This is a genomic window from Microbacterium sp. (assembly GCF_049650565.1).
In the GTDB taxonomy this organism is placed as follows: Bacteria; Actinomycetota; Actinomycetes; order Actinomycetales; family Microbacteriaceae; genus Microbacterium.
Genome location: NZ_JBASAK010000016.1, coordinates 1 through 14,296 on the forward strand (window position 1 = coordinate 1; position 14,296 = coordinate 14,296).

At 67.8% G+C, this 14,296-nt stretch carries 10 protein-coding genes; 9 read left to right on the forward strand and 1 reads right to left on the reverse strand.

Features of this window, described 5'->3' with window-relative positions; translation table 11 throughout:
- Window positions 1-77: 77 nt before the first annotated feature.
- Window positions 78-842 (forward strand): DUF5819 family protein, encoded by a 765-nt coding sequence (locus WA967_RS02580; RefSeq protein WP_424419336.1) that lies wholly within the window; start codon window positions 78-80, stop codon window positions 840-842.
- Window positions 839-1,849, forward strand: a complete 1,011-nt coding sequence (locus WA967_RS02585) for an HTTM domain-containing protein (protein WP_424419337.1) — start codon at window positions 839-841, stop codon at window positions 1,847-1,849. The genes WA967_RS02580 and WA967_RS02585 overlap by 4 nt, the downstream gene beginning before the upstream one ends.
- Before the next feature lie 27 nt (window positions 1,850-1,876).
- On the opposite strand, the gene WA967_RS02590 is transcribed toward WA967_RS02585, so the two are convergent.
- Window positions 1,877-2,284 (reverse strand): OsmC family protein, encoded by a 408-nt coding sequence (locus WA967_RS02590; protein ID WP_424419338.1) that lies wholly within the window; start codon window positions 2,282-2,284, stop codon window positions 1,877-1,879.
- 94 nt (window positions 2,285-2,378) lie between these two features.
- Between WA967_RS02590 and WA967_RS02595 the strand changes: the two genes are divergently transcribed.
- From WA967_RS02595 to WA967_RS02625, 7 genes are all read left to right on the forward strand, one after another.
- On the forward strand, window positions 2,379-3,158 hold the full coding sequence (locus WA967_RS02595; RefSeq protein ID WP_424419339.1) for an ATP-binding cassette domain-containing protein: 780 nt from the start codon (window positions 2,379-2,381) through the stop codon (window positions 3,156-3,158).
- Window positions 3,155-3,826 carry a methionine ABC transporter permease gene (locus WA967_RS02600; protein ID WP_424419340.1) on the forward strand — a complete coding sequence of 224 codons (672 nt, stop codon included), beginning with the start codon at window positions 3,155-3,157 and terminating at the stop codon, window positions 3,824-3,826. The genes WA967_RS02595 and WA967_RS02600 overlap by 4 nt, the downstream gene beginning before the upstream one ends.
- A gap of 62 nt (window positions 3,827-3,888) precedes the next feature.
- On the forward strand, window positions 3,889-4,710 hold the full coding sequence (locus tag WA967_RS02605) for a MetQ/NlpA family ABC transporter substrate-binding protein (protein WP_424419341.1): 822 nt from the start codon (window positions 3,889-3,891) through the stop codon (window positions 4,708-4,710).
- A gap of 209 nt (window positions 4,711-4,919) precedes the next feature.
- The gene (locus WA967_RS02610; protein WP_424419342.1) at window positions 4,920-7,001 is read left to right on the forward strand and encodes an acyl-CoA dehydrogenase; all 2,082 of its coding nucleotides are present in this window, start codon (window positions 4,920-4,922) and stop codon (window positions 6,999-7,001) included.
- Window positions 7,002-7,063: 62 nt separating this feature from the next.
- Window positions 7,064-7,459 carry a cupin domain-containing protein gene (locus WA967_RS02615; RefSeq protein ID WP_424419343.1) on the forward strand — a complete coding sequence of 132 codons (396 nt, stop codon included), beginning with the start codon at window positions 7,064-7,066 and terminating at the stop codon, window positions 7,457-7,459.
- The gene (locus WA967_RS02620; protein ID WP_424419344.1) at window positions 7,456-8,037 is read left to right on the forward strand and encodes a DNA-3-methyladenine glycosylase I; all 582 of its coding nucleotides are present in this window, start codon (window positions 7,456-7,458) and stop codon (window positions 8,035-8,037) included. Before WA967_RS02615 ends, WA967_RS02620 begins: the two co-directional genes overlap by 4 nt.
- A gap of 168 nt (window positions 8,038-8,205) precedes the next feature.
- Window positions 8,206-14,265 carry an Ig-like domain-containing protein gene (locus tag WA967_RS02625; RefSeq protein ID WP_424419345.1) on the forward strand — a complete coding sequence of 2,020 codons (6,060 nt, stop codon included), beginning with the start codon at window positions 8,206-8,208 and terminating at the stop codon, window positions 14,263-14,265.
- The last annotated feature ends 31 nt before the right edge of the window (window positions 14,266-14,296 follow it).

The following is a 14,296-nucleotide window of genomic DNA, read 5'->3' on the forward strand; positions in this document are numbered from 1 at the left end:
CGTCGCATCCGTCGCCGTGACGGATGCGACGCACGGCCATGCCGGCCGCGTCGATACCTGAACTTGGAGGCTCACACGTGAGCGCACCCCGACCGTCCGCCGGCACGACGGCGGGCGCGCTGATCGCGTTTCTGCTCATCGCCGGATACGTGTTCGTCAGCCTGACGATCGTCATACCTGCCCAGACGCCCGTTCGCCAAGCCGTCAGCAATGCGACGACACCGCTGTTCAGTCAGCGATGGTCGATGTTCGCACCGCACCCGCTGCGGGAGATCGCGCAGCTGGAGATCCGCGCTGAATGGCGCGGTGCGGACGGCAAGCTCACGTCGTCGGAGTGGCTGGACGTGTCGCAGGTGGAGCGCCGGGGCGTGACGGGAGATCCGCTGCCCTCGCGCGTGCAGGAGAGCACCTGGAACACGATGTCCATCGCATACCTGTCGGCGTACTACGCGCTGAACCAGAAGCAGCGCGAGTACACGGCGCGGCCCTGGTTCGTGCAGGGCGACGACAAGGTGTACCGCCCGACCCCCGACGCGCGCCTGGTCAGCGAACTCGGCGCGCTCGGCACGGAGGGCGCCGCCGTCGACTTCATCCGCGCGGACTACATGATGATGCGGTTCTCGACCCTGTTCGCCACGGCCTACTTCGAGCAGGACGTCGAGCGGATCCAGTGGCGCATCCGCTACCTGAAGCCCAACGACTTCGCGCACCGTTTCGACGACGACCAGCAGTTCGCGGATCGCGTCGTCGACTTCGGCCTGCGACCGTCGCAGCTGTCCATCGACCCCTCCGTCGTCGCCGACTTCCGGGCAGTCATCGATGCGCGAGGGGGCAGCAGGTGAGCGCCGGCATGCGGATCCTGCGCAGCCCGTGGCCGCGCTTCCGAGAATGGGCGACATCAGCGCCGCACGCCGTGCGCAGCATGTCACTGCTGCGCATCCTGTACGGCCTGGGCGTGCTGGTGCTGATCGTTCCCAGCTACGGCGACCGCTCGTACCTGTGGGGTGCAGCATCCTTCTGGGTCGACCCCATCGCCGGGCGCAGCGGCAACCCGCTGTTCGGGGTGATCTTCCGCAAGGACTCGCCGGCGCTGTTCGATCTGGTCTTCCTGGCGATGATCATCGTCGTGCTGCTGTTCATCGTCGGCTTCAAGACTCGGTTCGTGACCCCGGTGCTGTTCGTGCTGTTCACGGCCCTCGGGGCGAACAACCCCTATGCCACCAACGGCGGCGACAACCTGTACCGCATCACCCTGGTGTTCCTGATGTTCGCCGACCTCAGCCGGCACTTCTCCGTGGATGCCTGGCTGCGCGCGCGTCGCCGACGCAGGGGGCTGGAAGCCCGCTCGCCCTGGCTGCCCGGCTGGCTGACCTCCGCGCTGCACAACGCCGCACTCGTGCTGTGCTGCTACCAGATCATCCTCGTCTACGTGGCGTCCGGTCTGTACAAGCTGCAGGGCTACGAGTGGATCGAGGGCAGCGGCTTCTACTACGCGCTCGTGATCCCGCAGTTCCAGATCTATCCCGGCATCAACGAGCTGATCTGGCAGAGCTCGCTCGTGGTCATGATCGCCACCTGGGTGTCGGTGTGGGGTCAGCTGCTGTTCCCGATCGGACTGCTGTGGAAGCCGCTCCGGATCGTCATGATCCTGCTGCTGGCCTGCATGCACCTCGGCATCGCCGTGCTGCTCGGACTCTGGCCGTTCTCGCTCGCGATGATCGCGCTCGACATGCTGTTCATCAGAGACGGGTCGTGGGCGCGCCTCGCTCGCGGATGCGGTGAGTTGTGGGCGCGCACGGTGCAGGCGGGCCGCCGCCTGTTCGCCGTGGAGCCCGACCCGGTCGCCTGACGGCGAAGGCCGGGCGGCACGGGAGAATCAGCCCGCGTACTCCTCGTGATGCACGTGCACCGTCGCGGCGGATCCGATGAGCTTGGAGACCGGGCAGCGGGCGTGCGAGCGGGCCAACAGGTCGGCGGTCTCGGCATCCGTCATGCCCTCGGCCGACAGGAACGCATCGACGTGGAACTCGTAGCCCGGGCCGGGGACCTCAGGGTGCAGCTCGACCTCCACCCGCACCCGCGTGCGGACCTTCTCGCGCACCAGCACCTGGGCGGTGCCGTTCAGGCACGTCGCCCATGCCAGGGCCAGCAGCTGCTCGGGGTTGGTTGCGGTGGGATCGGCATCCGCCTTCAGCGGCGATGACACCTCGACATCCAGTCCGCCGACCACTCTGCTGTGCCCGTCGGTTCCGTTGCTGGCTTCGGTTCGGTACCTGGCACTCATAGCTCGATTATAATTTGGATCACGTACAGAAAGGGCTGCTCGGGCCCTTCTGGCCTGCGCGCGGCCCGCCGACCAGATCCAGAGAGATCCCGCGATGACATCCGCACCGTCCGACGCGTCCATGCGCGACGTGATCGTCGAGTTCTGCGGCATCGTCAAGCGATACGCCCCAGGGGAGCAGCCCGCACTCGACGGCATCACCCTCAGCATCCGCTCCGGCGAGATCTTCGGCATCGTCGGCGAGAGCGGCGCCGGCAAGTCAACCCTGCTGCAGCTGGTCAGTGGACTCGAGCAGCCCACGACCGGCACCGTCACCGTCGGCGGCGTGGATGTCACCACGCTCCGCCGCCACGGCCTGCGCACGTTGCGCCGCGGCATCGGCACCGTGTTCCAGGGCGTGCACCTGCTCAGCAACGCGACGGTGCGCGACAACATCCGCCTGCCGCTCCAGCTCGCGCGCAGGCAGAGCAGGAAGGACCAGCAGGTCGAAGTCGACCGGATGCTGTCCTTCGTCGGCCTCGAACATCGAGCCGGCCACTTCCCCGCCCAGCTCAGCGGAGGCGAGCGCCAGCGCGTCGGCCTCGCCCGCGCCCTGGTGACCCGCCCGCCGCTGCTGCTGTGCGACGAGCCGACCTCGTCGCTGGACGCCTCGACCACCGGCGACGTGCTGCGCGTGCTGGCCGACGCCCGCGAGAAGCTCGGCACCACCGTCATCGTCATCACGCACGACCTCGATGTGGTGAAGGTGCTGTGCGACCGAGCCGCGCTGCTGGAGAAGGGGCGCCTGCGCGAGGTGTTCCCCATCACCCGCACGGCCACGGAGCGCATCCTGCCCAGCTACTACGAGCAGGTCAAGCGGGAGCTGATGTCATGAGCTGGCTCACCGACCTGCTCGACCAGTACGGCGCCGACATCGCCACCTCGATGGCGGAGACCGGGTACATGATGCTGGTCTCGCTGCTGGCCGCGGTGCTCATCGGCCTGCCGCTGGGCATGATCGTGTACCTCACGGAGCGCGGCGGCATCGCCGAGAACCGCACGCTGAACATGATCGCCAACCTGTACATCAACGTGGTGCGCTCATTCCCGTTCCTGCTGCTGGTGGTGTTCTTCATCCCCTTCACCCGCGCGGTGATCGGCACGAGCTTCGGCACACCCGCAGCCACGTTCCCGCTGTGCTTCGTGGCCGTCGCGATCTACGCGCGTCTGACCGAGCAGATCCTGCGCGAGATCCCGCCCGGCATCCCCCTGGTCGCGCGGGCGCTGGGCGCGACCGTGCCGCAGGCGGTGTTCCGGATGCTGCTGCCCGAGGCGCGTTCGGGACTCGTCTACGCCCTGACCTCGGCTGCCATCAGCCTGCTGTCGTACTCGACGGTGCTGGGCGTGGTGGGCGGCGGCGGCATCGGCGACTTCGCCATGCGCTACGGCTACCAGGTCTACAACGACAGCCTGATGTACTTCACGATCGTCATCATCATCGTGTGCGTGCTCATCATCCAAGGCACCGGCCACCGCGCCTCCAAACGGCTCGACCACCGCTGAGCTCTTCCGGATCTGCGGAGACGCGGCATCCGGCATCCGAACCCGACCCACAAGGAGAACTGATGAAGAAGTCCCGCACCGCACTGCTGACGGCCGCCGCCCTCGGCCTCGCCCTGGCCGTCACCGGCTGCGCGCCCGCAGCCCAGAGCACGACCCAGAAGAAGGATGCCGCACCTCAGGTGCTCCAGGTCGCGGCAGTCCAGGCGCCGATGACCGACGTCGTCGAGGCCGCAGGCAAGGCCATCAAGGGCGACTACAAGGTGGAGCTGGTGAAGGTGGGTGACTACGTCACCGCCAACACGATTCTGAACTCCGGCGACGTGTACGCGAACTTCTCGCAGCACATCCCCTACATGGAGTCGTTCAACAAGGGCAACGATGCGCACCTGGTGGGTGTGCAGCCGGTGTACAACTTCGTGATCGCCTTCTACTCCAAGACGCTCAAGGACATCGCCGACCTGCCTGAGAACGCCAAGATCGCCATCCCTGACGACCCGTCCAACACAGGTCGCGCGCTCAAGCTGCTGGCCGCGCACGACGTGATCACTCTGGATCCTGCGGTGGACCCGTACGAGTCCACGGTGAAGGACATCGTGAAGAACCCGAAGAACGTGCAGTTCCTGCAGGTGCCCATCGCCTCGCTGAACTCCGCCTATGAAGAGGCCGACCTGGTCTTCCAGTGGCCGTCGCACATCAAGGCGCTGGGGTTGACGCCGCAGAAGGACGGCCTGATCACCGAGCTCGACGACCGGTTCGCGCTGAACCTGGTCGTGCAGAAGAAGGATGCCGATTCCGCGGCCACCGCGGCGCTGAAGAAGGCGTTCACCAGCGACCAGGTCCGCAAGGTGCTCGAGGGCAACGGCACCATCCAGGCCGCCTGGTGACGATGATGACGCCGCGTGACGTCTCCGGCGTCACGCGGCGTCATGCGGTTCTCGCGTTTCGTGTTCGCGCAGGCCGTGCTGTGGACTGGCGACAACGGCACCGGAGGCTCGGATGGCCCCTCGTTGTGGATGCTTGACAGTCGAGTTCACCTGTCGTTGTCGAAGACCTACCATCGAGGCATCCCTGTTCCCTCTTGAGAGGAATCGTCATGTCAGGTGTCGCCGTCCACCCCACCACCACTGCCGAGCGTGGAATCGATGTCGCGCGCGTGAACGAACTGCTGATGGGCACCTGGGCGCACACCCGCCGCGAGGCCCGTGAGCTCATCAAGGACCCGGCGTTCTGGCGCGACGACACATTGGCGATGAAGGAGCACCGCGAGCGCGTGCTCACCCAGCTGCATCTGCTGGTGGAGAACAAGGCCGTGCACCGCGCCTTTCCGATGGCATTCGGCGGCGAGGAGGACAACGGCGCCAACATCGCCGGCTTCGAGGAGCTGATGGCCGCCGATCCCAGCCTGCAGATCAAGGCCGGCGTGCAGTGGGGACTGTTCGGCGGGGCCGTGCTGCAGCTGGGCACCGAGGAGCACCACAAGCGGTGGCTGCCCGGCATCATGGACCTCTCCATCCCCGGCGCGTTCGCGATGACCGAGATCGGGCACGGATCGGATGTCGCGGCGGTCGGCACCACGGCGACGTATGACCCCGAGACGGAGGAGTTCGTCATCAACACGCCGTTCCGCGCGGCCACGAAGGAGTACCTCGGCAACGCGGCCATGCACGGCATCGCGGCCACCGTGTTCGCGCAGCTGATCACGAACGGCGTGAATCACGGGGTGCACTGCTTCTACGTGCCGCTGCGCGACGAGGACGGCGTCGACCTGCCCGGCATCGGCCGCGAGGACGACGCCCTCAAGGGCGGCCTGAACGGCATCGACAACGGCAGACTCAGCTTCGACCACGTGCGCGTGCCGCGCACCAACCTGCTCAACCGCTACGGCGATGTGGCCGTCGACGGGACCTACTCCAGCGCGATCGACAGCCCCGGCCGTCGCTTCTTCACCATGCTGGGCACTCTCGTGCAGGGACGCATCTCGCTCGATGGCGCGGCATCCTGGGCATCCGCCCTGGGGCTGCACATCGCCATCACCTACGCCACGCAACGCCGTCAGTTCGCCGGCGCCGACGGGCAGGAGACGGTGCTGATGGACTACGGCAAGCACCAGCGCCGCCTGCTGCCGCGCCTGGCCACCACCTACGCGCAGATCTTCGCGCACGACGAGTTCCTGAAGAAGTTCGATGGTGTCTTCTCCGGCGAGTCCGACACCTCCGCCGATCGCGAAGACCTGGAGACACTGGCCGCCGCGCTCAAGCCGCTGTCGACCTGGCACGCCCTGGACACTCTGCAGGAGTGCCGTGAAGCCTGCGGTGGCGCCGGGTTCATGTACGAGAACCGCCTGGTGGGGCTCCGTGCCGACCTGGACATCTACGTCACCTTCGAGGGCGACAACAACGTGCTGCTGCAGCTGGTCGGCAAGCGGCTGCTGACCGACTACGCGGAGCAGTTCAAGGGCAAGGATGCCGCGGCCCTTGCCGCCTACGCCGTCGGCCACACTGCCGGCAAGGCGTTCCACGGTGCGGGTCTGCGGGCCCTCGGCCAGACCGTCGCCGACCTGGGCTCCACCGCCCGTTCGGTGGAGAACGGCCTGCGCGCCGAGCAGCAGCACCAGCTGCTGACCGAGCGCGTGCAGCAGATGGTCGCCGACATCGCCGGCCGGCTGCGCACCGCGGGCAAGGACAAGGTGCTCGGCGAGAAGCTTTTCAACCAGAACCAGGCCGAGCTCATCGAGGCGGCCCGCGCGCACGGCGAGCTGCTGCAGTGGGAGGCGTTCACCGACGCCGTGAACGCCATCGAGGACCCCGAGACGCAGAAGGTCATGACCTGGCTGCGCGACCTGTTCGGTCTGAGCCTGGTCGAGAAGCACCTGGCCTGGCACCTGATCAACGGCCGCCTGTCCGCGCAGCGCGCGGCCGCGGTCTCCAGCTACATCGGCCGGCTGTGCCACCGTCTGCGCCCGCACGCCCTCGAGCTCGTCGAGGCCTTCGGGTACGAGCCCGAGCACGTGCGCGCCACGATCGCCAGCGGCATCGAGCAGCGGCGGCAGGACGAGGCCCGCGCGCACTACGCGGCGCTGAAGGCCTCGGGAGAGGCGCCCATCTCCGAGAAGGAACTGCGGCGGGCTGAGAAGGCCGCCGCAGCCAAGGCGCAGAAGGCATCGAAGAAGCACTGACCCTCCTGATCGTCCAGCGGTTTCGGCAGGAGGGGTGTGCCCGCGCGCGGTACCGTGAAGCCATGAGCAATGTGATGCAGATCGGGTCCCTCGACGCGTGGGGCGGCGAGCGTGGCAAGCAGTTCCTCGAGAAGGAGATCGGCGCGCAGTTCGCCGGCATCTCGGTGAACACCACCGAGCCCGGTGGCGAGTCCGCATACTGGCACTCGCACGCCAAGCTCGAGGAGATCTACGTGATCGTCGACGGCCGCGGCGAGTTCGCGCTGGGCGACGAGGTGCTCCCGCTCGAGGCCGGCACCGTCGTGCGCGTGGCGCCCGGTGTCATGCACGCGCTGCGCGCCCTGCCCGACAGCACACCGATGCACTGGTTCTGCGTCCGCTCCGCCGGAGAGGCGCTCGCCGAGGTCGGGCACGACGGCGTCCTGGACCGGGAGCGCGCCTTCCCCTGGAACGCGTGACCTCCCTGGTCACCGGCCCGGACGGCCGCGCCCGCTGCGCGTGGTCGGGCGAAGACGACGAATACCGCCGCTATCACGACGAGGAATGGGGCACACCGCTGCACGGTGACCGCGCCCTGTTCGAGAAGATGTCGCTGGAGGGCTTCCAGGCCGGGCTGAGCTGGATCACCATCCTGCGCAAGCGTCCGCGGTTCCGCGAGGTGTTCGCCGGGTTCGATCCTGCGATCGTCGCGGAGTTCGGCCCCGACGACGTCGAGCGCCTCATGACGGATGCCGGGATCATCAGGAACCATTCGAAGATCCTCGCCGTGATCTCCAACGCCGCTCTCGTGCGGGAGATGGCCGACGGCGAGCTGGATGCGCTGATGTGGTCGTTCGCGCCCACGGCATCCGCTCGTCCTCGCCCTCGGGACATGAGCGACGTACCGGCGGTGACCGATGCGTCGACGGCGCTCAGCAAGGCTCTGCGCAGGCTCGGCTTCCGCTTCGTCGGGCCGACCACGATGTACGCCCTCATGCAGTCGGCGGGCATGGTGGACGATCACATCGACGGATGCTGGCGGGCGAGCGGCGACTGACCCTGGAATCGTGCATGGGGACTTCTGCCCATGCAACCGGCTCGGCGATATTCCAGCAAGCCGGTAGGCTGTCTCCGGCGCGCCGGAGACAGCGATCGGGGGGATCACGCTATGCGAGCACTGTCGTGGGTTCGATCACGACCTAAGACACTGGCATCTGCAGCCATCGTGGCGATCGGCACGGTCACCGTCGCGACTCTTGCGGTCGCCTACGACGGGCTGCCCACGACCAAGGTCGATCTGAATGACGCGGGCGTCTGGCTGACGAAGACGTCCAGCCTCCTCGTGGGGCACTTCAACCATGAGTCGACCGTGCTCGACGGCGGCCTGCGCGCAGCCGGTGAGAACTACGACGTCCTGCAGGACGAGACCGCCGTGCTGGTGGTGGATCAGGGCAGCAAGACCCTCACCGCCGTGGACCCGGCACGGGTGGCGCTGACCGACAGCACCACGATCCCCGCCGGTGCGAAGGTCGCGTTGGGCAATCGCACCGCGGCCATCCTCGATCGCGCGTCCGGTGACCTCTGGGTGACGGGCACGTCCTCGATCTCCGGTTTCGACGTCAAGGCGGCCGACCCGACCGCGGAACTCGGCAAGGGCGCCGATGTCGTGGTCGCTCAGGACGGCACCGTGTTCGCACTTTCCGTCGACCGCGGAGAGGTCGTCACCGTCGCCGTCGATGCTCAGGGCGACCCGCTGAAGGCGAGCTCGTCGTCGGTCGGCGAGATCGACGCATCCGACCAGGCCTCCATCACTGCGGTGGGCAGTACTCCGGTAGTGCTGGACCCGGCTGCCGGCGTGGTGACGACCCCGGGCGGTTTCCGCACCAAGATCAGCGACCAGGGACTCGGCCCGATGAAGGAGGTCGTGCTGCAGCAGGCATCCGCCTCGGTCTCCGCCGTGGCACTGTCCGGCGAGGGTGAGCTCCTGCAGGTTCCACTCGACGGCTCCGAGCCCACAGCGACCCGCTCGGGTGGGGGTACGGGCACGCCGGCGGCCCCCGTGTTCCTGAACGGCTGCACCTACGCGGCGTGGGGCGGATCGGCACGGTTCGTGCGGGACTGCGCGGGCTCCGCGGATGACGTCCAGGCGGAGATCCCGGGTGCTCAGGAGAGTTCGCACCTGACATTCCGCGTGAACCGCGACGTGATCGTGCTCAACGACATCGTGGGCGGCGAGGCGTGGCTGGCTGACGAGAGCATGCAGCGCGTGGACGACTGGTCGATCCTCACGCCGCCCGAGGGCGACTCGGAGGACGAGGACAAGTCCACGCAGGAGACAGTCGAGACCTCTCTTCCGGAGCGCAAGGAGGAGAACACCCCTCCTGTCGCGGAGGACGATCCCGACCTCGGTGTGCGTCCCGGTGGCACGACGCTGCTGCCGGTGCTGGACAACGACAACGACTCCGACGGAGACGTGCTCGTCGCGACGCTCGATGACGCCCAGCCGCCCATCGGCGAGGTGCAGCCGATCCTCAACGGTGCGGCGCTGCAGATCATGGTTCCCGATGACGCCGCGGGCAAGGCATCCTTCCGCTACAAGGTCGACGATGGGCGTCCCGCCGGAACGGACACCGCGATCGTGACGGCGACCGTGCACCCGTGGGATGTGAACACCCCGCCGAAGAAGAAGCGCACCCCGAAGCTGTCGGTGGAGGCCGGCGGTACGCTCTCGTACAACCTGCTGTCGGACTGGATCGACCCTGAGGGCGACGACCTCTTCCTCATGAGCGTCACGGCGGCCCCGGGCGATGAGGTGGACTTCACGACCGACGGCCAGATGACCTATCGCGCGATGGGCAGCCTGCAGGGTCGCAAGGAGATCGAGGTCGCCGTCTCAGACTCGCTCGGCGAGGTGGCCACCGGCAAGATCCAGCTGGATGTCAAGCCCGCCGGTACGACGGTTCCCGTGACCAACGCCGACCACGTCGTCACGCGCGTGGACGAGACAGCGACGGTCTCGCCACTGGCGAATGACACCAGTACGGGCCGTGACGAGCTGCGGCTGTCGCGCGTCGAGCCGCTCGATGGCACCACCATCATCCCGGACTACTCGAAGAAGCAGTTCTCCTTCTCCGCTCCCGCTCCCGGCGTGTACTACGTGCAGTATCTGGCGTCGGCCGGTCAGACGGATGCCAAGGGCATCGTCCGCGTGGATGTGCTGGACAAACTGGAGTCCGAGCTGCCTCCGGTGGCGGTGCGCGACGTGGCGCTGCTGCCCAGCGGCAAGGAGGCTCTGGTGGGCGTGCTGGCGAACGACTCCGACCCCGCCGGCGGCGTGCTGGTCGTCCAGTCGGTGTCGGTCCCGCCGCACAGCGGAATCGCCGTATCCGTCCTGAACCACGAGACTCTGCGCATCAGCGACCAGGGCGGCATCGATGAGCCGGTGAAGGTCACGTACCGCATCTCCAACGGTTCGAAGTCCGCCGAGGGCGACGTCACCGTCGTGCCCATCCCGGCCCCGTCGAAGATCGAGCCGCCTGTGCCGCACGACGACGAAGCCGTGGTGCGCGTGGGAGACATGGTCTCGATTCCCGTGCTCGAGAACGACGTTCACCCCAACGGCGACGCCATGCACGTCGCCCCTGACCTCGTCGAACCGCTGGTGGACCCGAAGGACGGTGAGGCGTTTGTCTCGCAGGACCAGGTGCGATTCCGTGCAGGCGAGGAGCCCGGCACCGTCTACCTGACCTACGAGGTCGAGGACTCGATGGGCCAGAAGGCCGGCGGTCACGTGACTGTGCAGATCCTGCCCGTCGACCCGGATGTCAACGCCGCGCCCCATCCGCGCGACCTCACCGCCCGGGCGCTGGCGGGCACCAGCATCCGCATTCCCATCAACCTGGAGGGCATCGACACCGACGGCGACTCCGTCGAGCTGCTGGGTCAGGACATCGCACCTGTCAAGGGACGCATCACCGACACGGGAAGCAACTACCTCGAATATCAGGCGTTCGCCGACTCCGCCGGCGTGGACACCTTCACCTACCGCGTGCGCGACAGGCTCGGCGCCGAGGGCACGGCGACCATCCGGGTGGGCGTCGCGCCGCCCGAGGCGATGAACCAGGCGCCGTATGCCGTGAAGGATGCCGTGGTCGTCCGCCCTGGTCGGTCGGTGGCCGTCCCGGTGCTGGCCAACGACTCCGACCCGGAGGGCGACAAGATCCGGCTGGTGCGCAACGGCATCGAGGTGCCCGGCAAGAGCGGCCTGAAGGCCGAGGCGTCCGGCGATCGCGTGGTCGTCTCGGTGCCCGACCACGAGACCGAGGTGTCGCTGCGGTACACCATCCGCGACGCGAAGGGCGCCGAGGCCGACGCACCGATCCTCGTCACCGTCGACGCCGACGTGCCCCTGATGCCGCCCATTGCGCGTGACGACCGCGTGCGCGTGGAGGATCTCAAGGACTCGCTCACCACCGATCTGGACATCCTCGGCAACGACGAGGACCCCGACGGCACCGCCGAGGCGCTCAAGGTCACCGTCGAGGGCGGGGTGAAGCTGGTCGCCGGCAAGAAGGCACGGGTCACCGTGACCGAGCAGCGGCAGCTGATCCGGTACACGGTCACCGACCAGGACGGGCTGACCGCCTCGGCGTTCATCTTCGTCCCGGCTGTCGGCGAGCTGCGGCCCACGCTGCGCTCGACCAAGCCGGTCGAGGTGCGCAGCGGCGAGGCCAAGCAGCTCCCGCTGTCGGAGTACGTCACCGTCGCCGGAGGCGGTGATGTGCGACTCACCGAGGCATCGAAGGTCAGCACCGGCCACGGCAACGGTGACGAGCTGATCAAGGACGAGAAGACCCTCGTCTACACCTCGAAGAAGGGCTACTTCGGCGACGACTCGCTGAGCTTCGAGGTCACCGACGGGAAGACCGCCGAGGACCCGAAGGGCCGGCGCAGCACCCTGTCCATTCCGATCACGGTGCTGCCGCCCGAGAACCAGCAGCCGGTGTTCGTCAACGGCCAGGTGGAGGTGGCGCCTGGCGAGAAGGCGGTTCCCGTCGATCTCGCCGCACTCACCACCGATCCCGACAAGGAGGATGCCGGCAAGATCCGGTACCGGATCGCCGATCAGCCGGGCGAGGGAGTCAACGCGCGCCTCGACGGCCACAAGCTCATGGTCGAGGCCGGCAGCACCACGCCCAAGGGCACGTCGACCACGGTGGGGATCAGCATCACCGACGGCACGACCGAGGCGGTCGCAGGCAGCATCACCGTGATGGTTACGGCCTCGACCCGCAGCCTGGCGGTGGCGAGCCCCGACACCGTCGACGAGGCGGATCAGGGCAAGACCATCCGGGTGCCTGTGCTGAAGAACGACATCAACCCGTTCGAGGCGGACGGGATGCCGCTGAAGATCCTCTCCGCCACCCGCGAGAGCGGCGAGGGAGAGGCGAAGGCCGTCGGCGACGAGGTGGAGATCACGCCCGCCAAGAAGTTCGTCGGCGTCATGGTGGTGCGCTACCGCATCCAGGACGCGACCAAGGATCCCGACCGTGAGGTCGACGGGCGCGTGACCGTGACCGTGCAGGGAGTGCCCGACGCACCCGGCACCCCGCGCGTCACCACCGTCGAGGACCGCACCGTCGTGCTGACGTGGTCGGCGCCATCCAACAACGGCGCGGAGATCGACCATTACACGGTGACGTCGGTCGGAGGCCGACCGTATTCGAAGACATGCGAGACCACCACGTGCACGCTGGAAGGCCTGACCAACAACGTGGAGTACACGTTCAAAGTCACCGCCCACAACCGGGTCGGCGACGGCCCCGACTCGCCGTTCTCCGAGCCTGCGCGTCCTGATGTGCGCCCCGAGACGCCGCTGCCGCCGAAACTCACGTTCGGCGACAAGTCGCTGAACGTGACGTGGACGGCGCCGCAGTCCAACGGCTCCCCGGTGGAGTCGTACACGCTGCAGATCTCGCCGGCGCCGCTGCGCGGTTCGTCGCAGAAGACCGGCGTGACCGGCACCAGTCTCACCTGGGAAGGCCTGGAGAACGGCACCAGCTACCAAGTGCAGGTGCGCGCCCATAACAAGGCTCCGGAGCCATCCGACTTCAGCATGATGTCGCTCCCCGAGGTCCCGGCCGGCAAGCCGGGCGTGGTCGCGGCTCCCACTGTCGCCAACGCCCCATCGGTGGGCACCGAGGCGCAGATGACGGTCAAGTGGAATCCCGCTGACCCCAACGGCGACGCCATCTCGAACTACGACCTGCTGATCTACCACGGCGGCAGCCTGGCGCAGACGATCAAGGTGGGCACGGCGACGTCGAAGACGGTGTCGGTGGGCACCAGCACCACGGCCTACACGTACGCCGTGCGATCGAGGAACAAGGCCGGCGACAGTCCCATCAGCCCGCAGTCCGCTCCGCAGCGCGCCTCCGGCACGCCGCAGGCGCCGACCGGGGTCAAGGCGACTCCCGGCGACAGCAGGATCTCCGTCACCTTCACTCCGATGACCGACGCGCAGCGCAACGGCGCCACCAGCGACGAGATCCGCTATCAGTACAAGCTCGCCAGCGGCAGCTGGACCAACTGGAACGGCAGTAGTGCCATCGCGGCCAACAACGGCGACTCCTACAGCGTGCAGCTTCGCGCGTACTCGATCGTGGCGGGCCAGCAGTCCCAGCCGGGACCGGCGTCGGCGGCATCCAACACGGTCGTCCCCTTCGGCCCCCCGCACGCGCCGACGGGTTCCGCATCGAAGTCGGGCGATCAGCAGATCAACCTCACCTGGAACGCCTCCGGATCCGACAACGGCCGGCCCATCACGACCTACATCAGCGTCGACGGCGGCGGCTGGCAGAGCGTCGGAGTCAAGGGGAACAAAGTCGTCGGCAACGGCTACAGCCAGGAGCACTCCATCAGGGTCAAGGCCGTCGCGTCCGAGGGTGGCGAGGCGCTGTCCCCGGTGTACAAGGCGACGACGAGCCCGCCGCCGGCACCACGCGTCTGGGTCAGCCAGGGCTCTTCGGCCGGATCGGGCTGCGTCAACGGCTGCCGCACATTCGTCGTGAACTGGCAGAACCTGAACATCGGCTCCCATGGGGTGACCTGCAACAGCAGCTCCGACGGGCAGATCGGCAGCAACACGTACACCGTCAACTTCGACGGCAACGGTTCGAAGGAACTCAGCTGCTGGAAGGGCCGCGACGGCGTGGACGTCTGGGTCGACATCGTCGGCTGGGGCGACAGCGTCGACACCGAGAAGCAGTACTGGCCGAGACCTTAGCGGTCCGGGCGGTAGGACAGACGAGAGAGAC

Excerpts from the sequence above, each read along its gene's own strand:
- WA967_RS02600 (WP_424419340.1), top strand. The coding sequence starts at position 3,155 with ATGAGCTGGCTCACCGACCTGCTCGACCAGTACGGCGCCGACATCGCC.
- WA967_RS02605 (WP_424419341.1), top strand. The coding sequence starts at position 3,889 with ATGAAGAAGTCCCGCACCGCACTGCTGACGGCCGCCGCCCTCGGCCTC.
- WA967_RS02615 (WP_424419343.1), top strand. The coding sequence starts at position 7,064 with ATGAGCAATGTGATGCAGATCGGGTCCCTCGACGCGTGGGGCGGCGAG.
- WA967_RS02595 (WP_424419339.1), top strand. The coding sequence starts at position 2,379 with ATGACATCCGCACCGTCCGACGCGTCCATGCGCGACGTGATCGTCGAG.
- WA967_RS02590 (WP_424419338.1), bottom strand. The coding sequence starts at position 2,284 with ATGAGTGCCAGGTACCGAACCGAAGCCAGCAACGGAACCGACGGGCAC.
- WA967_RS02610 (WP_424419342.1), top strand. The coding sequence starts at position 4,920 with ATGTCAGGTGTCGCCGTCCACCCCACCACCACTGCCGAGCGTGGAATC.